At 49.2% G+C, this 15,455-nt stretch carries 13 protein-coding genes; 9 read left to right on the plus strand and 4 right to left on the minus strand.

Annotated features, from left to right (window positions below; all coding sequences use genetic code 11):
* Nucleotides 1-5: 5 nt before the first annotated feature.
* Nucleotides 6-1,193, minus strand: coding sequence for a DesA family fatty acid desaturase (locus ACTBZS_RS04360; RefSeq protein WP_463043376.1), 1,188 nt, complete (start codon nt 1,191-1,193; stop codon nt 6-8).
* 197 nt (nt 1,194-1,390) lie between these two features.
* Between ACTBZS_RS04360 and ACTBZS_RS04365 the strand changes: the two genes are divergently transcribed.
* From ACTBZS_RS04365 to ACTBZS_RS04405, 9 genes are all read left to right on the plus strand, one after another.
* Complete coding sequence (locus ACTBZS_RS04365) at nt 1,391-2,998, plus strand: YdgA family protein (protein ID WP_463043377.1); 1,608 nt, start codon at nt 1,391-1,393, stop codon at nt 2,996-2,998.
* A gap of 134 nt (nt 2,999-3,132) precedes the next feature.
* The gene (cysS, locus tag ACTBZS_RS04370; RefSeq protein WP_463043378.1) at nt 3,133-4,518 is read left to right on the plus strand and encodes a cysteine--tRNA ligase; all 1,386 of its coding nucleotides are present in this window, start codon (nt 3,133-3,135) and stop codon (nt 4,516-4,518) included.
* A 100-nt stretch (nt 4,519-4,618) separates the two neighbouring features.
* Complete coding sequence (gene rpmE, locus ACTBZS_RS04375; protein ID WP_460429999.1) at nt 4,619-4,831, plus strand: 50S ribosomal protein L31; 213 nt, start codon at nt 4,619-4,621, stop codon at nt 4,829-4,831.
* An 80-nt stretch (nt 4,832-4,911) separates the two neighbouring features.
* Nucleotides 4,912-6,555, plus strand: coding sequence for an ArnT family glycosyltransferase (locus ACTBZS_RS04380; RefSeq protein ID WP_463043379.1), 1,644 nt, complete (start codon nt 4,912-4,914; stop codon nt 6,553-6,555).
* Nucleotides 6,556-6,563: 8 nt separating this feature from the next.
* Nucleotides 6,564-6,887, plus strand: coding sequence for a DMT family transporter (locus tag ACTBZS_RS04385; RefSeq protein ID WP_463043381.1), 324 nt, complete (start codon nt 6,564-6,566; stop codon nt 6,885-6,887).
* A 69-nt stretch (nt 6,888-6,956) separates the two neighbouring features.
* On the plus strand, nt 6,957-8,507 hold the full coding sequence (locus ACTBZS_RS04390) for a Fic family protein (RefSeq protein ID WP_463043382.1): 1,551 nt from the start codon (nt 6,957-6,959) through the stop codon (nt 8,505-8,507).
* A gap of 395 nt (nt 8,508-8,902) precedes the next feature.
* Complete coding sequence (gene phbB / locus ACTBZS_RS04395) at nt 8,903-9,640, plus strand: acetoacetyl-CoA reductase (protein WP_460430002.1); 738 nt, start codon at nt 8,903-8,905, stop codon at nt 9,638-9,640.
* 89 nt (nt 9,641-9,729) lie between these two features.
* Nucleotides 9,730-9,987, plus strand: coding sequence for a PhaM family polyhydroxyalkanoate granule multifunctional regulatory protein (locus ACTBZS_RS04400; protein WP_463043383.1), 258 nt, complete (start codon nt 9,730-9,732; stop codon nt 9,985-9,987).
* Nucleotides 9,988-10,072: 85 nt separating this feature from the next.
* Nucleotides 10,073-10,834 (plus strand): hypothetical protein, encoded by a 762-nt coding sequence (locus tag ACTBZS_RS04405; protein WP_463043384.1) that lies wholly within the window; start codon nt 10,073-10,075, stop codon nt 10,832-10,834.
* Nucleotides 10,835-10,863: 29 nt separating this feature from the next.
* On the opposite strand, the gene ACTBZS_RS04410 is transcribed toward ACTBZS_RS04405, so the two are convergent.
* The 3 genes from ACTBZS_RS04410 to ACTBZS_RS04420 form a co-directional block, all read right to left on the minus strand.
* On the minus strand, nt 10,864-12,309 hold the full coding sequence (locus ACTBZS_RS04410; RefSeq protein ID WP_463043385.1) for a protein adenylyltransferase SelO: 1,446 nt from the start codon (nt 12,307-12,309) through the stop codon (nt 10,864-10,866).
* 9 nt (nt 12,310-12,318) lie between these two features.
* A complete protein-coding gene (uvrA, locus tag ACTBZS_RS04415; RefSeq protein WP_463043386.1) occupies nt 12,319-15,153 on the minus strand; it encodes an excinuclease ABC subunit UvrA in 2,835 nt (944 codons plus the stop codon).
* A 119-nt stretch (nt 15,154-15,272) separates the two neighbouring features.
* Nucleotides 15,273-15,455: hypothetical protein (locus ACTBZS_RS04420; RefSeq protein ID WP_463043387.1), on the minus strand; the 183-nt coding region annotated here is incomplete at its 5' end.

Consider the following 15,455-nt stretch of genomic DNA (forward strand, 5'->3'; position numbering starts at 1 on the left):
CCCGATTAAGCCACTGCCGCAATGGCACGCAAACGTAACGAGAACTCGCGTAATTGGGCAATCCCAGATGCTTCGGCCCGAGCGCACCAATCTTGTAACTCTTTAAGCAATTGCTCTTTGGTCAAATTCGAGCGTTCCCACAGCCGAGATAATTCTTGCCGCATGGAATAAATGGTCTGTAACACTGGGCTTTGCTCTAACAACTGATCTAACTGTGAGCGTTCTTGTGCTGGAATGTCTTTGCCATCTTGTTTCAGCCACACTTTCATTTGCCGCGTCATATTGCCTTGCATCTCTGGCAATTTACCGCGCAAGCTGCTCAATTCTTCTTCATAAGCCGATTTGAGCGATTTCGCGTATTGCGCTGCCACTGCATAACGATTGGCGATAATGGCGTGTAAAGTGTCCAAATCGAGATGGGATTTCACTTCGCCATGCAGTAATTTAGGTGCCACACGGCGGACTTTGGCGAGGCCGATCATTTCCATGATGCGGATATACATCCAGCCAATATCAAACTCGAACCATTTGTAAGACAGTTTGGCCGAAGTGCCGAAGGTGTGGTGATTGTTATGCAACTCCTCACCACCGATTAAAATACCCCACGGGAAAACATTGGTAGCGGCATCTTCGTTTTCGAAATTACGGTAGCCCCAATAGTGACCAATCCCATTCACCACACCGGCAGCCCAAAACGGAATCCATGCCATTTGTACCGCCCAGATGGTTAAACCAATCGGGCCGAACAACAAGACATCAATGACTGCCATCAGGACAATCCCTTTGCCATTGTGTTTGGTGTAGATATTGCGCTCTAACCAATCATCAGGGGCACCATGGCCAAATTTATCCATGATAGATTGATCTTTGCAGGCGACACGATATAACTCGGCCCCTTCCCACATCACTTTTTTGATCCCGAGCACTTGTGGGCTATGTGGATCATCCGCTGTTTCGCAGCGTGCATGATGTTTACGATGAATGGCCGCCCACTGTTTGGTAATCATCCCCGTCGTCAACCATAACCAGAAGCGGAAAAAATGGCTTGGGATGGGATGCAAGTCGAGCGCACGATGGGCTTGATGACGATGCAGATAAATGGTTACTGCCGCGATGGTGATATGAGTTAATCCCAATGCCACCAATACATAGCCCCACCAGGGTAGGTCGATCAGACCTTCGAGGAACAACATGGGCGGTACATCCTTCATTTTTTAACCAAAATACTATCTTAACAGATGCAGCCATCGACTTGGCACTGTTAGATGTGGCTTGTTTGATCGTTGTCTGGGTGACAGGCCGCGATAGCAGAAAAGTCGTAGAAAAACACGATTTGATGAGCAATGGTGCTAAGATTCTTGCCACGGCAAATACTGATGGAATAGAAATAGTGAGTAAGCAAACATGGCGGCTCGCTGCGGCTGGAGTGGCTCTGTCAGCTCTGTGCTATGCAGGGGCAGCGTATTGGACAGGTTTAAAAGCAGAAGAAACCTTGTTAGAACAACACCGTATGGTGGCTGGGTTGCCTTTATTTACTGTGCAATCGCATGACTATCAGCGTGGTTGGTTTAGCTCTAGCGAAAAAACCGAGCTGGTGCTCAACCGTAAGTTGTTCGAACCCTATCTCAATATTTTGCCCGAACAAGCAAGAGGGATGTTAGACGCCAAAATTGTCTATACCCACCACATCAAACATGGCCCTTTACCTGGCCTGACCGATTTCGACCTACGCCCCGCGCGCGCGCTAGTCAGCACTGAATTTATTATGAGTGATGCGACGCGCAAAACGCTGAGCAAGTTTTTTGGTGATGCCGACCCGATTACCCTAACCAATCGTCTGTACTTCTCCGGTGGTGGTGAACTGCAGGTGGCTATTCCCAAATTTGACTACGAAGAAACCCTCTCTGGCGTCAAAATTCGTTGGGGCGGTTTTCATGGCAAAGTGGACTATGCCTCGGGTTATCAGCAATACCAAATCGATGCGCGTTTACCGGGTTTAGAAGTCGATGCAGCGATCAAAGGTCACGTCGAATTTAAAAACGTGGCGTTTGTGTCCGAGACCACACCCGGCAAAACCGGCGTCGATATTGGTAATAGCGAATTAACGATAGAGAACATCCAACTTGATTCACGAGAAAGTGTACCTTACGAAATTCGTCTGAATGAGTTGGTGTATTTGTTGACGCGGATTCGGGTGGGTGAATTTATCAATCCTTCCGGTGAAATCAAACCATCGAAAGCTGAACTGAAAAAGCTGCGCTATCGTGTTAACACAGAAGAAAATGGAGAATTTGTTAATACCCGTGGTCGCTTTGATTTCGCCAGTTTGATGATCAATAAAACTACGGTGGGCCCGTTAGAGCTGGATGTATCAGCAAACCATTTACATGGCCCCACGTTGGTTAAACTTGACAAAGCTCTGTCCGCGATTCCATTTGAAGGCAAAGACCCTGCTGAATTGCGCCGTACTTATGTTGATACCGTATTGCGTGAGGGCGCACCGCTGTTGAAGCAAGATCCAATTGTTAAAGTCAATACGCTGAAATTACAGCTACCAGATGGCGTCGTTGATGTCAGTGGTCAGGTGGCGTTAAAGGCGGTGCAAGATGCGGACTTACATAAAGCCCTCGATTTTCTGACCAAGGTTCATGCCGACGCCAAATTAAGTCTGCCACGTCAAACGCTAGAAGATCTGGTGGTGGCGCAGGCGCGTAATTTGTTTATGGTCGATGAACGGGCAGAAAATCCGCCTAGCGTGCAAGAAATTGATGACTTGGCGAAAAGCCTGTTTTCGAGTCAATTGCTGCAATGGCGAGAGCAGGGCTATGTTGTTATCAGAGGTGGACAGATTGATACTGCGCTAACGTGGGATGGCCAGCAGCTGACGGTGAATAAACAACCCATTAGCCTGCCTTGGCAAGAGCCAGAGCCAGAACCAGAACCTGACACATCATCAGCACCACAAGATGCCGCAGCAGACGCGAAGAAACCCTCTTAAGTCTGACGCTTGATAATCCTGTGCTCTGCCCTCATCCGGTAGAGCACGTTTTATTTGTTGGCGCGCGGCGTTCAGTTGCTGCGCGCCTTTCTGTTACACTGTACCATTTTCAGCTGACCTACCGTCGGATCATTATGCTTACTCTGTTCAATACCCTGTCCCGTCAAAAAGAAGTTTTTCGTCCTATTACACCCAATCAAGTGCGGATGTATGTCTGTGGTATGACAGTATATGATTATTGCCACTTAGGTCATGCTCGGGTGATGGTGGTTTTTGATATGGTGGCGCGTTGGTTGCGTGCTGCAGGTTATCAAGTCACCTATGTTCGTAACATTACCGACATCGACGACAAAATCATTAAGCGAGCACTCGAAAATCAAGAGTCGATCCATGATTTAACTGCCCGTTTTATCCAAGCGATGAACGAAGATGCTGATGCCCTTGGTGTGTTACGACCAGACCATGAGCCGAAAGCCACCGAGTTTGTTGGCCAAATGCATCAACTGATTGCGGCACTGATTGAAAAAGGCTTGGCGTATTGTGCCCCGAATGGCGATGTGTATTATGCGGTGCGTAAATTTTCTGGTTACGGCAAGTTGTCTGGTAAAAGTTTAGAAGACTTGCGCGCAGGTGAACGGGTGGACGTCGATCCCAATAAACAAGATCCGTTAGATTTTGTGTTGTGGAAAGCTGCCAAAGCGGATGAACCGAGTGAGGCAAAATGGGCCTCGCCGTGGGGTGATGGCCGTCCGGGTTGGCATATCGAATGTTCAGCCATGAGCTGCCATCATTTAGGCGATCACTTCGATATTCACGGTGGCGGGGCGGATTTACAGTTTCCTCACCATGAAAATGAAATTGCACAAAGCGAGGGCGCACATGGCCACGCTTATGTGAATTACTGGATGCACAATGGCTTTATTCGGGTGGATAACGAAAAAATGTCGAAATCACTCGGCAATTTTTTCACTATTCGCGAAGTGCTAGAAAAATTTGATGCCGAAGTCGTGCGCTTCTTTATTTTGCGTGCTCACTACCGCAGCCAATTAAACTACTCTGATGCCCATTTAGAGGATGCCAAAGGGGCTTTAACCCGTCTTTACACTGCATTAAAACCTTTCTCGGTTGCTGAGTTGACAGCGGAAATCGATTGGCAACAACCGTATGCCCAGCGTTTCCAAGCTGCAATGAATGATGACTTCAATACTGTTGAAGCGATGGCAGTGTTATTTGAATTGGCCGGAGAGGTCAATCGGACTGGATCCGCCGTTTTAGCCAGTGTGCTGCGTGCTTTGGCGGGCGTATTGGGTTTATTGCAACGCGAACCGTTGGCTTTTCTGCAAGGTGGACAAGAAGCTGGCGATTGGGACGCTGAACGTGTCGAAGCGGCGATTGTGGCGCGGCGTGAAGCAAGAGTCGCAAAGAATTGGGCAGAATCTGACCGCATCCGTGATGAATTATTGGCGGCGGGGATTTTGTTGGAGGATGGCCCTCAAGGGACCACTTGGCGGCGAGTTTAACGCTGTTTTACCTTGTCAATCGGTCAAGGCTCAAGGATAATGCTGGGTTTTCAAAGCGGTATAGGCACAACCCCTATACCCGAAACCCCAAAGGAAAATCATGAAATCCGGTATCCATCCTGAATACACCGATCTGAAAGTGACCTGCTCTTGCGGCAACGCTTTTGTGACCAAATCGACCATGCGCAAAGAAAGCTTCCACGTTGAAGTGTGCTCCGAGTGCCACCCTTTCTACACAGGTAAACAGAAAGTGGTTGACACCGCAGGTCGTATCGACAAGTTCAAACAGAAGTTCGGCAAGTTCGCGCGTTAATCTCTGCGCGTCTCCGCAAAAAAAGGCAGCGCAGGCTGCCTTTTTTTTCGCCTGTCCATTTTGGATCACGTGGTGCTGTTATGTTGACCTACACTCCTCCCCGCCCACCCGAAGCCGAACGACCTACAGAAAAACCGTGGTTGTTGCTCTTATTGTGTTTTGTTTGGTTATGGCCCGGCATCTTGGGGCACGATCCGTGGCGACCGAATGAACCGTATGTGGTTGGTATCGTGCAATCGATGCTAGAAACAGGGAATTGGTCGGTACCAAGCATTGTCGGGGTACCTTACTTAGAAACGCCCCCGCTCTATCATTGGCTGGCTGCATCGCTGGTTTCGTTATTGTCGCCGTGGTTGTTGTCTGCTCACGATGCTGCGCGGATTGCTACACCTTTATTGATGTCGCTGGCGCTGTGGTGTGTGGGATTGGCAGGACGAGATTTAATTGGGCGTCGCCATGGCCGCAGTGCGGTGATGATCTTGATTGGTTGTCTGGGTCTTATGACGTGGGGCCATGAGCTGTCTCCTGATGTTGGGTTGTTCACCGGATTTTGTCTTGGCTTTTATGCCCTTGCCCTCGGTATTCGACAGGGCTGGTTAGCCGGTTTGTGGTTGGGCTTAGCGAGCGTATTGATTATGTGGTGTGCTAGCCTGTTAGAGCTGGCGTTGATTTGGATGGTGGCGTTGACGCTGCCTGCGTTTAGGGCATGGCGTGGTGGAGAATATCTCAAAACCTTATTAGTGGCACCGGTGGTGGCTTTGCCATTGCTATTGTGTTGGCCCTTGTTGTTACACAAAGCCAGTCCAGCATTATTTGAACAATGGTGGTTGCAACATGCGTTGGGACCATTTAACGGTTTTGGCCGCTTAGATGTTCTGCATGAATTCGGTTATTACCTCAAACTTTTCCCGTGGTTTACATGGCCGGCGTGGCCATTAGCGGCATGGGCGGTGTGGCAACGCCGTCACCGTTTAGATGAGCCTGTCACACAGCTCTCGTTATTGTTTTTCACGGTGTTGTTATGTCTGCTGACCTTGTCTCCTCGCCAAACCCAAGCCTTGGCATTGCCGTTGTTATTGCCCTTGGTGATGTTGGCCGCCAGCGAGTTAGATTCGTTACGGCGTGGTGCAGCCTCTTTTCTGAATTGGTTTGGTTTAATGACCTTTGGCCTGCTAGGCGCATTTATGTGGGTGGGTTGGGGGGCAATGAATTTTGGCTGGCCAACAAAATTGGCCGAGCGTTCATATTTCTTTAGTCCGGCGTATCAGCCACACATTAACTGGCCTTTTCTGATCTTGGGTATTGCCGCAAGTTTGACATGGGTGTGGGCGGTGACACGCCGGCATGTGCGTGGTCGTCAAGCAGTGACCAATTGGGCAGCGGGGGCAACTTTGGTATGGGGATTGGGTATGACCCTGTGGTTGCCGTGGTTTGATGCACAAAAAAGCTATCGTTCGACGGCGTTGGCAATGCAAGCGGCGATTCCATCCGATGCCAACTGTGTGGCCACCGCCTCCACTCATTATGTCCAACGGGCATTGTGGTATTACTTTGCCGGTATTCGGCTGTTGCCGACAGAACAAACCGCAGGTGCTGCGTGTCAGTATCGGATGGTGATGCACTATCGTGCTGATTATCAACCCTCACCCTCGTGGGAAATTATCTGGCAAGGCAACCGCCCCGGTTCGCGGCGTGAGTTTTACTTTTTATTGAAAAAACAATAGGTTGTTTTATGGCGTGGATTTATTTGTTGTTGGCTGGGGTATGTGAAATTGGCTGGCCATTGGGCTTAAAGTTGTCACAAACCACGCCGTATAAATGGCCGTGGATTGGCTTTGCGGTCGCGGCAATGACCGCCAGTGGTTATTTTTTGTGGTTAGCGCAACGCACCATTCCAATTGGCACTGCCTATGCGATCTGGACCGGAATTGGTGCGGTGGGTGCGTTCATCGTTGGGATCGCTTTGTTTAAGGACAGTGCCAATTTATGGCGGATTCTGTCTGTGTTGTGTATTGTGATTGGGATTGTTGGCTTAAAGTTGTCTCATAGTGATTGAATTATCGTTTTGGTGTTAAACCCCGATTTTTATAGCAAAATAGTGGCTTTGTTATCGAAATAATTGGCCATGTCAGAGATTTTATTAGGGTTTCAACGCCTAGCGCAGCAGTATGGCATACTGCTGGTGCAACCTTTATTTAGCCATAGTCGCCTAGGTGCTGTACGCCAACGTACAGATACCCCCGAAAGAGAAACGCTCACTTGGCCCCCTCAATATCAACCCCTCAATACCTTTCGCGGCCATTTTGAATTTGGTTTGAAATATGAGCGGTTAAATCTCGAATTTTTTTCACGCCTATTTACACAGATAGACCCCATTGAAATAGTGGCATGGGTACAAGATGAACCCACTGGTCGTTATGCCCGCCGTACTGCATTTTTATATGAATGGTTAACTGGCCGGAGGTTGTCCCTACCTGATACGGCTGCCAATGTAGCGTATGTCGATGCTATTGATGCCAGTTTGTACCTGACGGCCCAATCACCAGAGCGTGTACGCCGTTGGCGTGTCAACAATAATTTACCTGGTACACCTGTGTTTTGTCCGATGGTGTATTTGGGACCAGAGGCTGAACGCAGTTGGCTGTTTGATGTGGCCGCAGGGGTGCAGGCACTTGACGATACTTATGGCCCCGAGATATTGCTACGCAGTGCCGCATGGTTGACGCTCAAAGAGTCCCGTGCCAGTTTTGCTATTGAACATGAAGCTGACAAGGCAGATCGTGTGAAACGCTTTGCTGCTGCTATCGGTGAGTTCAGTGGGCGTTTAGAAGATCCACTGTCACCTGATGCCTTACTTACCTTGCAAAAAGCTGTGCTGGGTGAACGAGCTTTACGGGTGGGAATTCGTCAATCACCGGTGTTTGTCGGAGAAAACAGCTTTCGGGCACAGATAGTGCACTATATTGCTCCTGATGAAGAAAGCGTGCCCGAGATGCTAACAGCGCTTGCGCTCTATGAGGCTAAAACTCGTGGCGCTTATCCTGTTGTCAGAGCGGCAGCGGTGTCGTTTGCTTTTGTCTACCTGCATCCCCTTGCTGATGGTAATGGACGAGTACACCGTTTTCTCATCAATCATTTATTGGCTGTTGATAAAGCTGTACCAGCTAATCTGATTGTGCCGGTATCTGCCACTATTGCTGGTAGTGCCCAAGGTCGGGCAGATTATGACGCAACATTAGAGTTATTTTCTAAACCCTTTATGCGTCTGTATGCGGATGCTTACCATTTTAGCGGGCGACGTGTTTGTCCTGATGGAGTAGAAACTAATTTTGAGTTTATCCGTATCAAAGACGCGCAACATGCCTGGCGTTATCTAGACCTAAGCGGTCATGTACGTTATCTGAGTAAGGTATTGCGACAAACAATAGAGCATGAAATGGCTGATGAGGCGCAATTATTACGTCAATACGATCAGGCATTGGCGGCTCTGAAGGCTGTGGTGGAAATGCCAGATGCGGATGCCGACCGTATTATTCGTTCACTGAAACAAGAGAACTGGATTGTTAGTAATAAATTGCGTAAAGCCTTGCCACAGATTTTTCAAGAAGGTGGGGCATTTTTTGATCTACAGACACACATCATTGCTGCGGTGCGGACGGCATTTATATCTAAGTGAGAGGACGTCTTGTATATGCTACGCCAGGTGGAAAGCGATTGAGAAAAATTCGTGAATTTAATCTAAACCTACTGTTCTGTTGTGAGCAGTAGGTTTTTTTAGGGTTAATTGTACGTTTTTGCAACAAAACGTACATTTTCGCGACATTCCCGCCTAGTGGAACTATTGTTCCATGCAGCTTTCATGCTAAGTTAACAATGCCAAGTTAAGCTATACGGCTTTAAAACCATTGACCCTATTGAATCTGACCCGTTCCGTGAACCCAAGCGGGGCGAGTCTCAAATCTTGTCAATCGTACTTAATTGTACGAATTGGCCCAAAAATGGGCACAAACAAGGTCGCGAAACTGCTTCGAGCAGGATGTTAAGACACACAAAAACCATAAAGGGGGAGTCATGACTCAACGTATCGCACTTGTAACAGGTGGCATGGGTGGCATTGGAACAGCAATTTGTAAAATGCTGGCTGATGCTGGGATGACCGTCGTGACAACATTCAGCCGTCCTGGTAAAGAACAGGATTGGCTGGCAAACATGAAAGAACAGGGCTACCACTTTCACGCTTATCAGTGCGATGTGGGTGATTTTTCGTCATGTGCTGAGATGGTGTCGAAAGTGCAAGCAGAAGTCGGCGCAATTGATGTGTTGGTGAATAATGCTGGCATTACCCGCGATGGCACGTTCAAACGGATGGATAAAGACAGCTGGGATGCGGTGATTCGCACCAATCTGGACTCGCTGTTCAATATCTGTAAACCGATTGTGGATGGGATGGTTGAGCGTGGTTTTGGCCGTGTGATCAATATTTCCTCCATCAATGGCCAAAAAGGTCAATTTGGCCAAACCAACTATTCCGCTGCCAAAGCTGGTATGCACGGTTTTACGATGGCCTTGGCGCAAGAAGTGGCGAAAAAAGGGGTCACAGTCAATACCATCAGCCCCGGCTATATTGCCACTGAGATGGTGATGGCGGTGCCGGAAGATGTACGCAATAAGATCATTGCCAATATCCCTGTGGGTCGCCTCGGTAAACCAGAAGAAATTGCCTCTTTGGTGGCTTATATGGCGTCTGATGCAGCGGGCTTTATGACTGGTGCTAACGTGGCTATCAATGGCGGTCAACACATGATGTAACTGTTTTACATTCTCCTGTGAATGATAAGCGCGTGTTAGAGTATGCCTCAGCACGCGCTTTTTTTAACCCAATGAGAGCCGAGGATAGTATGAGTCAAGACTTCAACCCAACCGACCCCTTTGCCTTGCTACGTCAATTTTGGCCCGGCGGGACAGTGAATCCTTTGCACGCTTTGCAACAATTTATGCCGCCGATGAGCGAAGCAGAATTGGATCGGAAACTGGCCGAACTGCGCGTGATTGAGAATTGGCTGACCATGAATTTGGGCATGATTACCATGCAGGTTCGTGCACTAGAAGCGCAACGCAATGCGTTGACTGCGCTGAAACCGAAAGAGAATAGCTAAGTCATCCATGCTGCAAAGCGGCTGTACGACAGCGCCAAGTCTGTTAATCTTCGTCTATCGCTTCTTTGCCAAGGAAAAAAATAAGATGGTCATGTCAAAACGCATGTGGCAAACCACGATGACCGCAACGATGATGGGCTTGACGTTGGGCGCGTGTACTACCCCGCTGGCAACACAACAAGTCAAAATACAGGGTGAGCGTGGGGTTTGGATCAATGAATCGGCACTCGAAACATTGTCCACTGCGACAACCCTCCAAGGGACGTTGCCTGTTCACGAAACACTAGAACTGCGGTTCCACCCCTCCGCCCCACAAGTGTTGTTGAGTACTGCCAAACATAATCTCAGCTTGGCTTACCAACGTGATTTCAGTGGTCGTGTTACTGTGTCGGCGATGGGTGAACACCCACAAGAGGTTTTTGTGCCTCTGGCGAATGGCAAATATCAACGTTTGCGTGATAATGCTTTGTTTATTAAAGTGAATCCTGATGAAGCATCACCATTTCGCAGTCTGCTGAATCAAATGTGGTTCCAAGGCAGCTATCGTGTACTGACTCCTTCTGGCCAAGCGACACCCCAACAAGTCCGCTTTTTACCTGATGGACGGGTTGAAGGTGCGGCACGCTTTACCCGTTATTCCCTTTGTTTAGCGGATGAATGTCCAAAAATGGAACACGGCAACAGCATTGCGCTATTTGATGGCGAACAGTGGCAACAGATGGCGATTGAAAAGGGCAATATCGGTCATTACACCTTATTATCTCTCCATCGCGTGTCCACCGCTGGCGATCAGCCTGCCTACGCGCCAACATCGCCTTATCTCCAACTGGCACCCCTCAGCAAATAGTGCGTTCTGCGCCGAGGTGGGTGGAGTATTTAGGATGAACAACTGAGATGGATGCCCTGCGCCCACGCCGGTGGGTGGGCAAAATAGGCCTCATATTCCTCTTGTTCAGCATACGGTTGTTGTAACAGATGGGCGAGGCGTTGTAGCTCACTGTCATCTTGATGTTGTTCTAGCTGCTGGATGGCTTGTTCTGCCATGTAGTTTCGCAAGATATATTTGGGATTGGCTGCCAGCATCATGGTTTGCCGTTCAATCGCAGACAGGTTCTGTTGTTGTAAGCGTTGCTGATAGCGCTGTGCCCATTGATCAAAGGCGACACGATCGACAAACTCATCTCGAACTGGGCCGGCAGCCTCTGCGTTCACAAAATAGGCCAGCAAGCGGTGGGCACGAGTGTAGTCTGCGCCTTGCTCAGCTAACAAAGTCAGCCATGTTTCAACTAAAGCCGCATCGTCGGGTTGCCATTCGCGTAATCCCAATTTGGCGGCCATATTCTGTTGCCAAGCCTGTTGATAATGCGTTTCATATTGTCCGAGTACCGCCAGCGTGGTGTCTTTACCGATCAGATCGATTAAAGCTTGACCAAGACAATATAAATTCCACAGGCCAATGCGCGGTTGTTGTGAGAAAGCATAGCGCCCATGATCGTCGGAGTGATTGAATACCTGATCGGGTACATAGCGGTCGAGAAAACCATAGGGCCCATAATCCAACGTCAGCCCAGCAATCGACATATTGTCGCTATTCATCACGCCATGCACAAAACCCACCGCTTGCCACGCTGCCATAAGCTCTGCTGTACGTAATACCACGCATTGCAATAAAGCTTCATAGGGATTGGCGGCAGATTGACAGTCGGGATAGCTCTGTTCAATCACAAAATCTGCCAATATTTTTAATAAAGCAGTTTCACCACGCCAATACAACACCTCAAACGAACCAAAGCGGATAAAACTCGGGGCAACACGGCACACCACTGCTGTCGGTTCCCAGCGTTCACGCCGTGCCAACTGGGACGATCCAAATAAGGCAAGGGCGCGGGTGGTGGGAATGCCTAACCCGTGCATGGCTTCCGAGGCCAGATACTCGCGGATGCTAGAACGCAAGACAGCTCGACCATCAGCCCCACGTGAAAACGGGGTGGGGCCGGCGCCTTTAAGCTGTAACTCTGCATATTGGCCATTGGCGATAGCCAATTCGCCAAGCCATAATGCGCGGCCATCGCCAAGTTGTGGCACATACACCCCAAATTGATGACCTGCATATAAGGCGGCCAGTGGCTCACTGCCAACAAGATGGCCGTCTCCAGCTAAGGCGGCGAGGGTTGCCGGTTGCTGTTGCCATGCTTCAATTTGCAGTTGTTGTGCCAGCGGTTGATTCCATAGCAACAAACGGCTGTCCGAGAGTGGTGTTGCTTTCACTCGAGCGAACAGCGCATCTGGTAGACGAGCAAAGCGGTTGATAAATTGAGCCATGATGATTTTCTAAGAAGATGGCGTTGTCATGCCTAAGACTTTTGCCAAATAGTAACCGGTGTGGCTATTGCGAATGGTGGCGACCTGTTCTGGTGTGCCATTGGCAAGGATGGTTCCCCCTCCCGCGCCCCCTTCTGGCCCAAGATCGATAATCCAGTCAGCTGTTTTAATCACATCCAGATTGTGTTCAATCACTAACACCGTGTTGCCATGTTCACGCAAACGATGCAGTACCTTGAGCAACAAATCGATATCATGGAAATGCAGACCCGTGGTGGGCTCGTCCAAGATATACAGGGTTCGACCGGTATCGCGTTTCGAGAGTTCCAATGCCAACTTAACCCGTTGCGCTTCGCCTCCAGATAGTGTGGTGGCAGATTGTCCCAGCCGGATATAGCCCAAACCGACATCCATCAAAGTTTGTAATTTACGGGCGACAGTCGGCACGGCAGCAAAAAAGGCCAGTGCCTGTTCCACTGTCATTTGCAACACTTCATCAATGGTTTTGCCTTTGTATTGCACATCTAATGTTTCACGGTTGTAGCGTTTACCATGACACACATCACAGGGGACATAGATATCGGGTAAGAAGTGCATTTCAACGCGAAGCACACCATCCCCTTGGCACGCCTCACAACGGCCACCTTTGACATTAAACGAGAAGCGGCCCGGGCCATAGCCACGTTCGCGGCTCATGGGCACGCCAGCAAACAATTCGCGAATTGGGGTAAATAAACCGGTGTAAGTGGCTGGATTGGAGCGCGGCGTGCGGCCAATCGGAGATTGGTCAACGTTAATGACCTTATCAAAATGTTCTAAACCAGTGATGTCTTGATAAGGCGCGGCTTCGGTTTGGCTATTGTGGAGGTGATGCGCGACAGCGTGATAGAGCGTATCGTTGATCAGCGTAGATTTGCCAGAACCCGACACGCCAGTGACACAAACAAACAAACCGACCGGCAACGTCAAATCAACCTGTTTTAAGTTATTGCCGCTGGCGCCATGAATTTTTAACACGTTTTCTGTGGGCGCGCGGCGTTGTGTAGGAATCGGAATACTGCGCCGACCGGATAAAAAAGCACCCGTAATAGAATTGGGGTGATTGGCGACTGTTTCTGGGTGGCCAGCCACTAGAATGTGCCCACCATGCTCACCGGCACCGGGCCCCATATCCACCACAAAATCAGCGGCACGAATCGCATCTTCGTCATGCTCCACCACAATCACGCTGTTGCCCAAATCGCGCAACCGCATCAATGTCGTTAACAGACGGTCGTTATCCCGTTGATGTAGGCCTATTGATGGTTCATCTAACACATACATCACCCCCGTTAATCCCGAACCAATTTGGCTGGCGAGGCGAATGCGTTGCGCTTCTCCACCAGACAACGTGTCGGCGGAGCGTTCTAGCGAGAGATAATCGAGACCCACATTCACCAAAAAACCGAGGCGGTCGGCGATTTCTTTGACAATTTTGCTGGCGATGGTTTGTTTGTGGCCAACCAACTGCAACTGTTCAAACCAAGCGAGGGTGTTTTTTAATGGCCATTGATTGATTTGATGGAGGGTTTGGCCCCCCACTTCGACATAGCGTGCTTCTTTGCGTAACCGCGACCCTTGGCAGCTCGGGCACACTTGGCTGTTTTGATATTTGGCGAGTTCTTCGCGCACTGCACTGGATTCTGTTTCGCGATAGCGACGTTCAAAATTAGAGACAATGCCTTCAAACGGATGACTGCGAGAAAAACGTGTGCCACGTTCATTGAGATACGTAAACGCAATGTCCTCGTGCCCAGAACCATACAGCACCACATGTTGCACGGCCTCGGGGAGGTCTTCAAAAGCCGTTTCTAAATCAAACTGATAGTGTTCAGCCAGATTTTGTAGCATCTGAAAATAAAATTGGTTGCGGCGGTCCCATCCCTTAATTGCCCCAGCAGCCAAGCTGAGACTAGGGTGAGCAACAATCCGTTTGGGATCAAAAAAACTCATGTGCCCCAGCCCATCACAACTGGGACACGCGCCCATCGGATTGTTAAAACTGAATAAGCGTGGTTCTAATTCTGGTAAGGAATAGCTGCAAACCGGACAGGCGAACTTGGCAGAGAACCAGTGTTCCTTTCCACTCTCCATTTCAACGGCAATTGCTCGTCCTTCGGCATGGCCGAGTGCCGTTTCAAACGACTCTGCCAACCGTTGCTGATTATCAGCACGGACTTTTAAACGATCAATGACCACTTCAATGGTATGTTTGCGATTTTTTTCCAGTTTTGGGATGGCGTCGATGTCATACACTTCGCCATCAACCCGTACCCGTACAAAACCTTGGGCGCGTAATTCTTCAAATAAATCGTGATTCTCGCCCTTTTTACCCATGACGACCGGCGCCAAAATCATCAGTTTGGTGTCTTCTGGTAAGGACAACACATGGTCAACCATCTGGCTGACAGTTTGGGAAGCCAGCGGTTGCCCGTGGTCGGGACAAACTGGGGTGCCTACACGGGCAAACAACAGGCGTAGATAATCGTGAATTTCGGTAACCGTACCGACGGTTGAGCGGGGGTTGTGGCTGGTGGCTTTTTGTTCAATGGAAATGGCCGGCGACAGACCTTCAATCAAATCGACATCCGGCTTTTCCATCATTTGCAGGAATTGACGGGCATAGGCAGAGAGGGATTCTACATAGCGGCGTTGACCCTCGGCATAGAGCGTATCAAAAGCGAGCGAAGATTTGCCCGAGCCAGAAAGACCCGTCATCACAATCAGCTGGTGACGCGGCAAGTCCAAGTCAACATTTTTCAGATTGTGCGTACGCGCACCACGAATACGGATAAAGTCGGTCATGTCCAAGGCCAGCAGTACAGAAAACCCATCACTATACACCGCCCTCTTGTCAGTTCGCGAGTTGCGTGATGTGTATTATTTTGTAAGCCCTGTTTTTAGACCAGTTAGGAAAAAGCGGATTAAATCCGAAAGGTTTTGATGGATGTTTGTAGATTTTCTGTCATCTGACCTAGATCCCGTGTTATTCGTTTGACATCATAAGCTGCTAGAGTATTCACATTTGCTTTGGTGACAATGTCAACAATGTGTTCGGCGATCATCTTGCTTTCAACCGCTTGTTGCTGTGCAACATGATTTAACAC

The organism is Aquaspirillum sp. (genome assembly GCF_055136605.1).

Bases quoted from the DNA above. Each gene is read 5' to 3' on its own strand.
- ACTBZS_RS04360 (WP_463043376.1), bottom strand. From the start codon at position 1,193: ATGTTGTTCCTCGAAGGTCTGATCGACCTACCCTGGTGGGGCTATGTA.
- cysS (WP_463043378.1), top strand. From the start codon at position 3,133: ATGCTTACTCTGTTCAATACCCTGTCCCGTCAAAAAGAAGTTTTTCGT.
- rpmE (WP_460429999.1), top strand. From the start codon at position 4,619: ATGAAATCCGGTATCCATCCTGAATACACCGATCTGAAAGTGACCTGC.
- ACTBZS_RS04380 (WP_463043379.1), top strand. From the start codon at position 4,912: ATGTTGACCTACACTCCTCCCCGCCCACCCGAAGCCGAACGACCTACA.
- ACTBZS_RS04385 (WP_463043381.1), top strand. From the start codon at position 6,564: ATGGCGTGGATTTATTTGTTGTTGGCTGGGGTATGTGAAATTGGCTGG.
- ACTBZS_RS04390 (WP_463043382.1), top strand. From the start codon at position 6,957: ATGTCAGAGATTTTATTAGGGTTTCAACGCCTAGCGCAGCAGTATGGC.
- phbB (WP_460430002.1), top strand. From the start codon at position 8,903: ATGACTCAACGTATCGCACTTGTAACAGGTGGCATGGGTGGCATTGGA.
- ACTBZS_RS04400 (WP_463043383.1), top strand. From the start codon at position 9,730: ATGAGTCAAGACTTCAACCCAACCGACCCCTTTGCCTTGCTACGTCAA.
- ACTBZS_RS04405 (WP_463043384.1), top strand. From the start codon at position 10,073: ATGGTCATGTCAAAACGCATGTGGCAAACCACGATGACCGCAACGATG.
- ACTBZS_RS04410 (WP_463043385.1), bottom strand. From the start codon at position 12,309: ATGGCTCAATTTATCAACCGCTTTGCTCGTCTACCAGATGCGCTGTTC.
- uvrA (WP_463043386.1), bottom strand. From the start codon at position 15,153: ATGACCGACTTTATCCGTATTCGTGGTGCGCGTACGCACAATCTGAAA.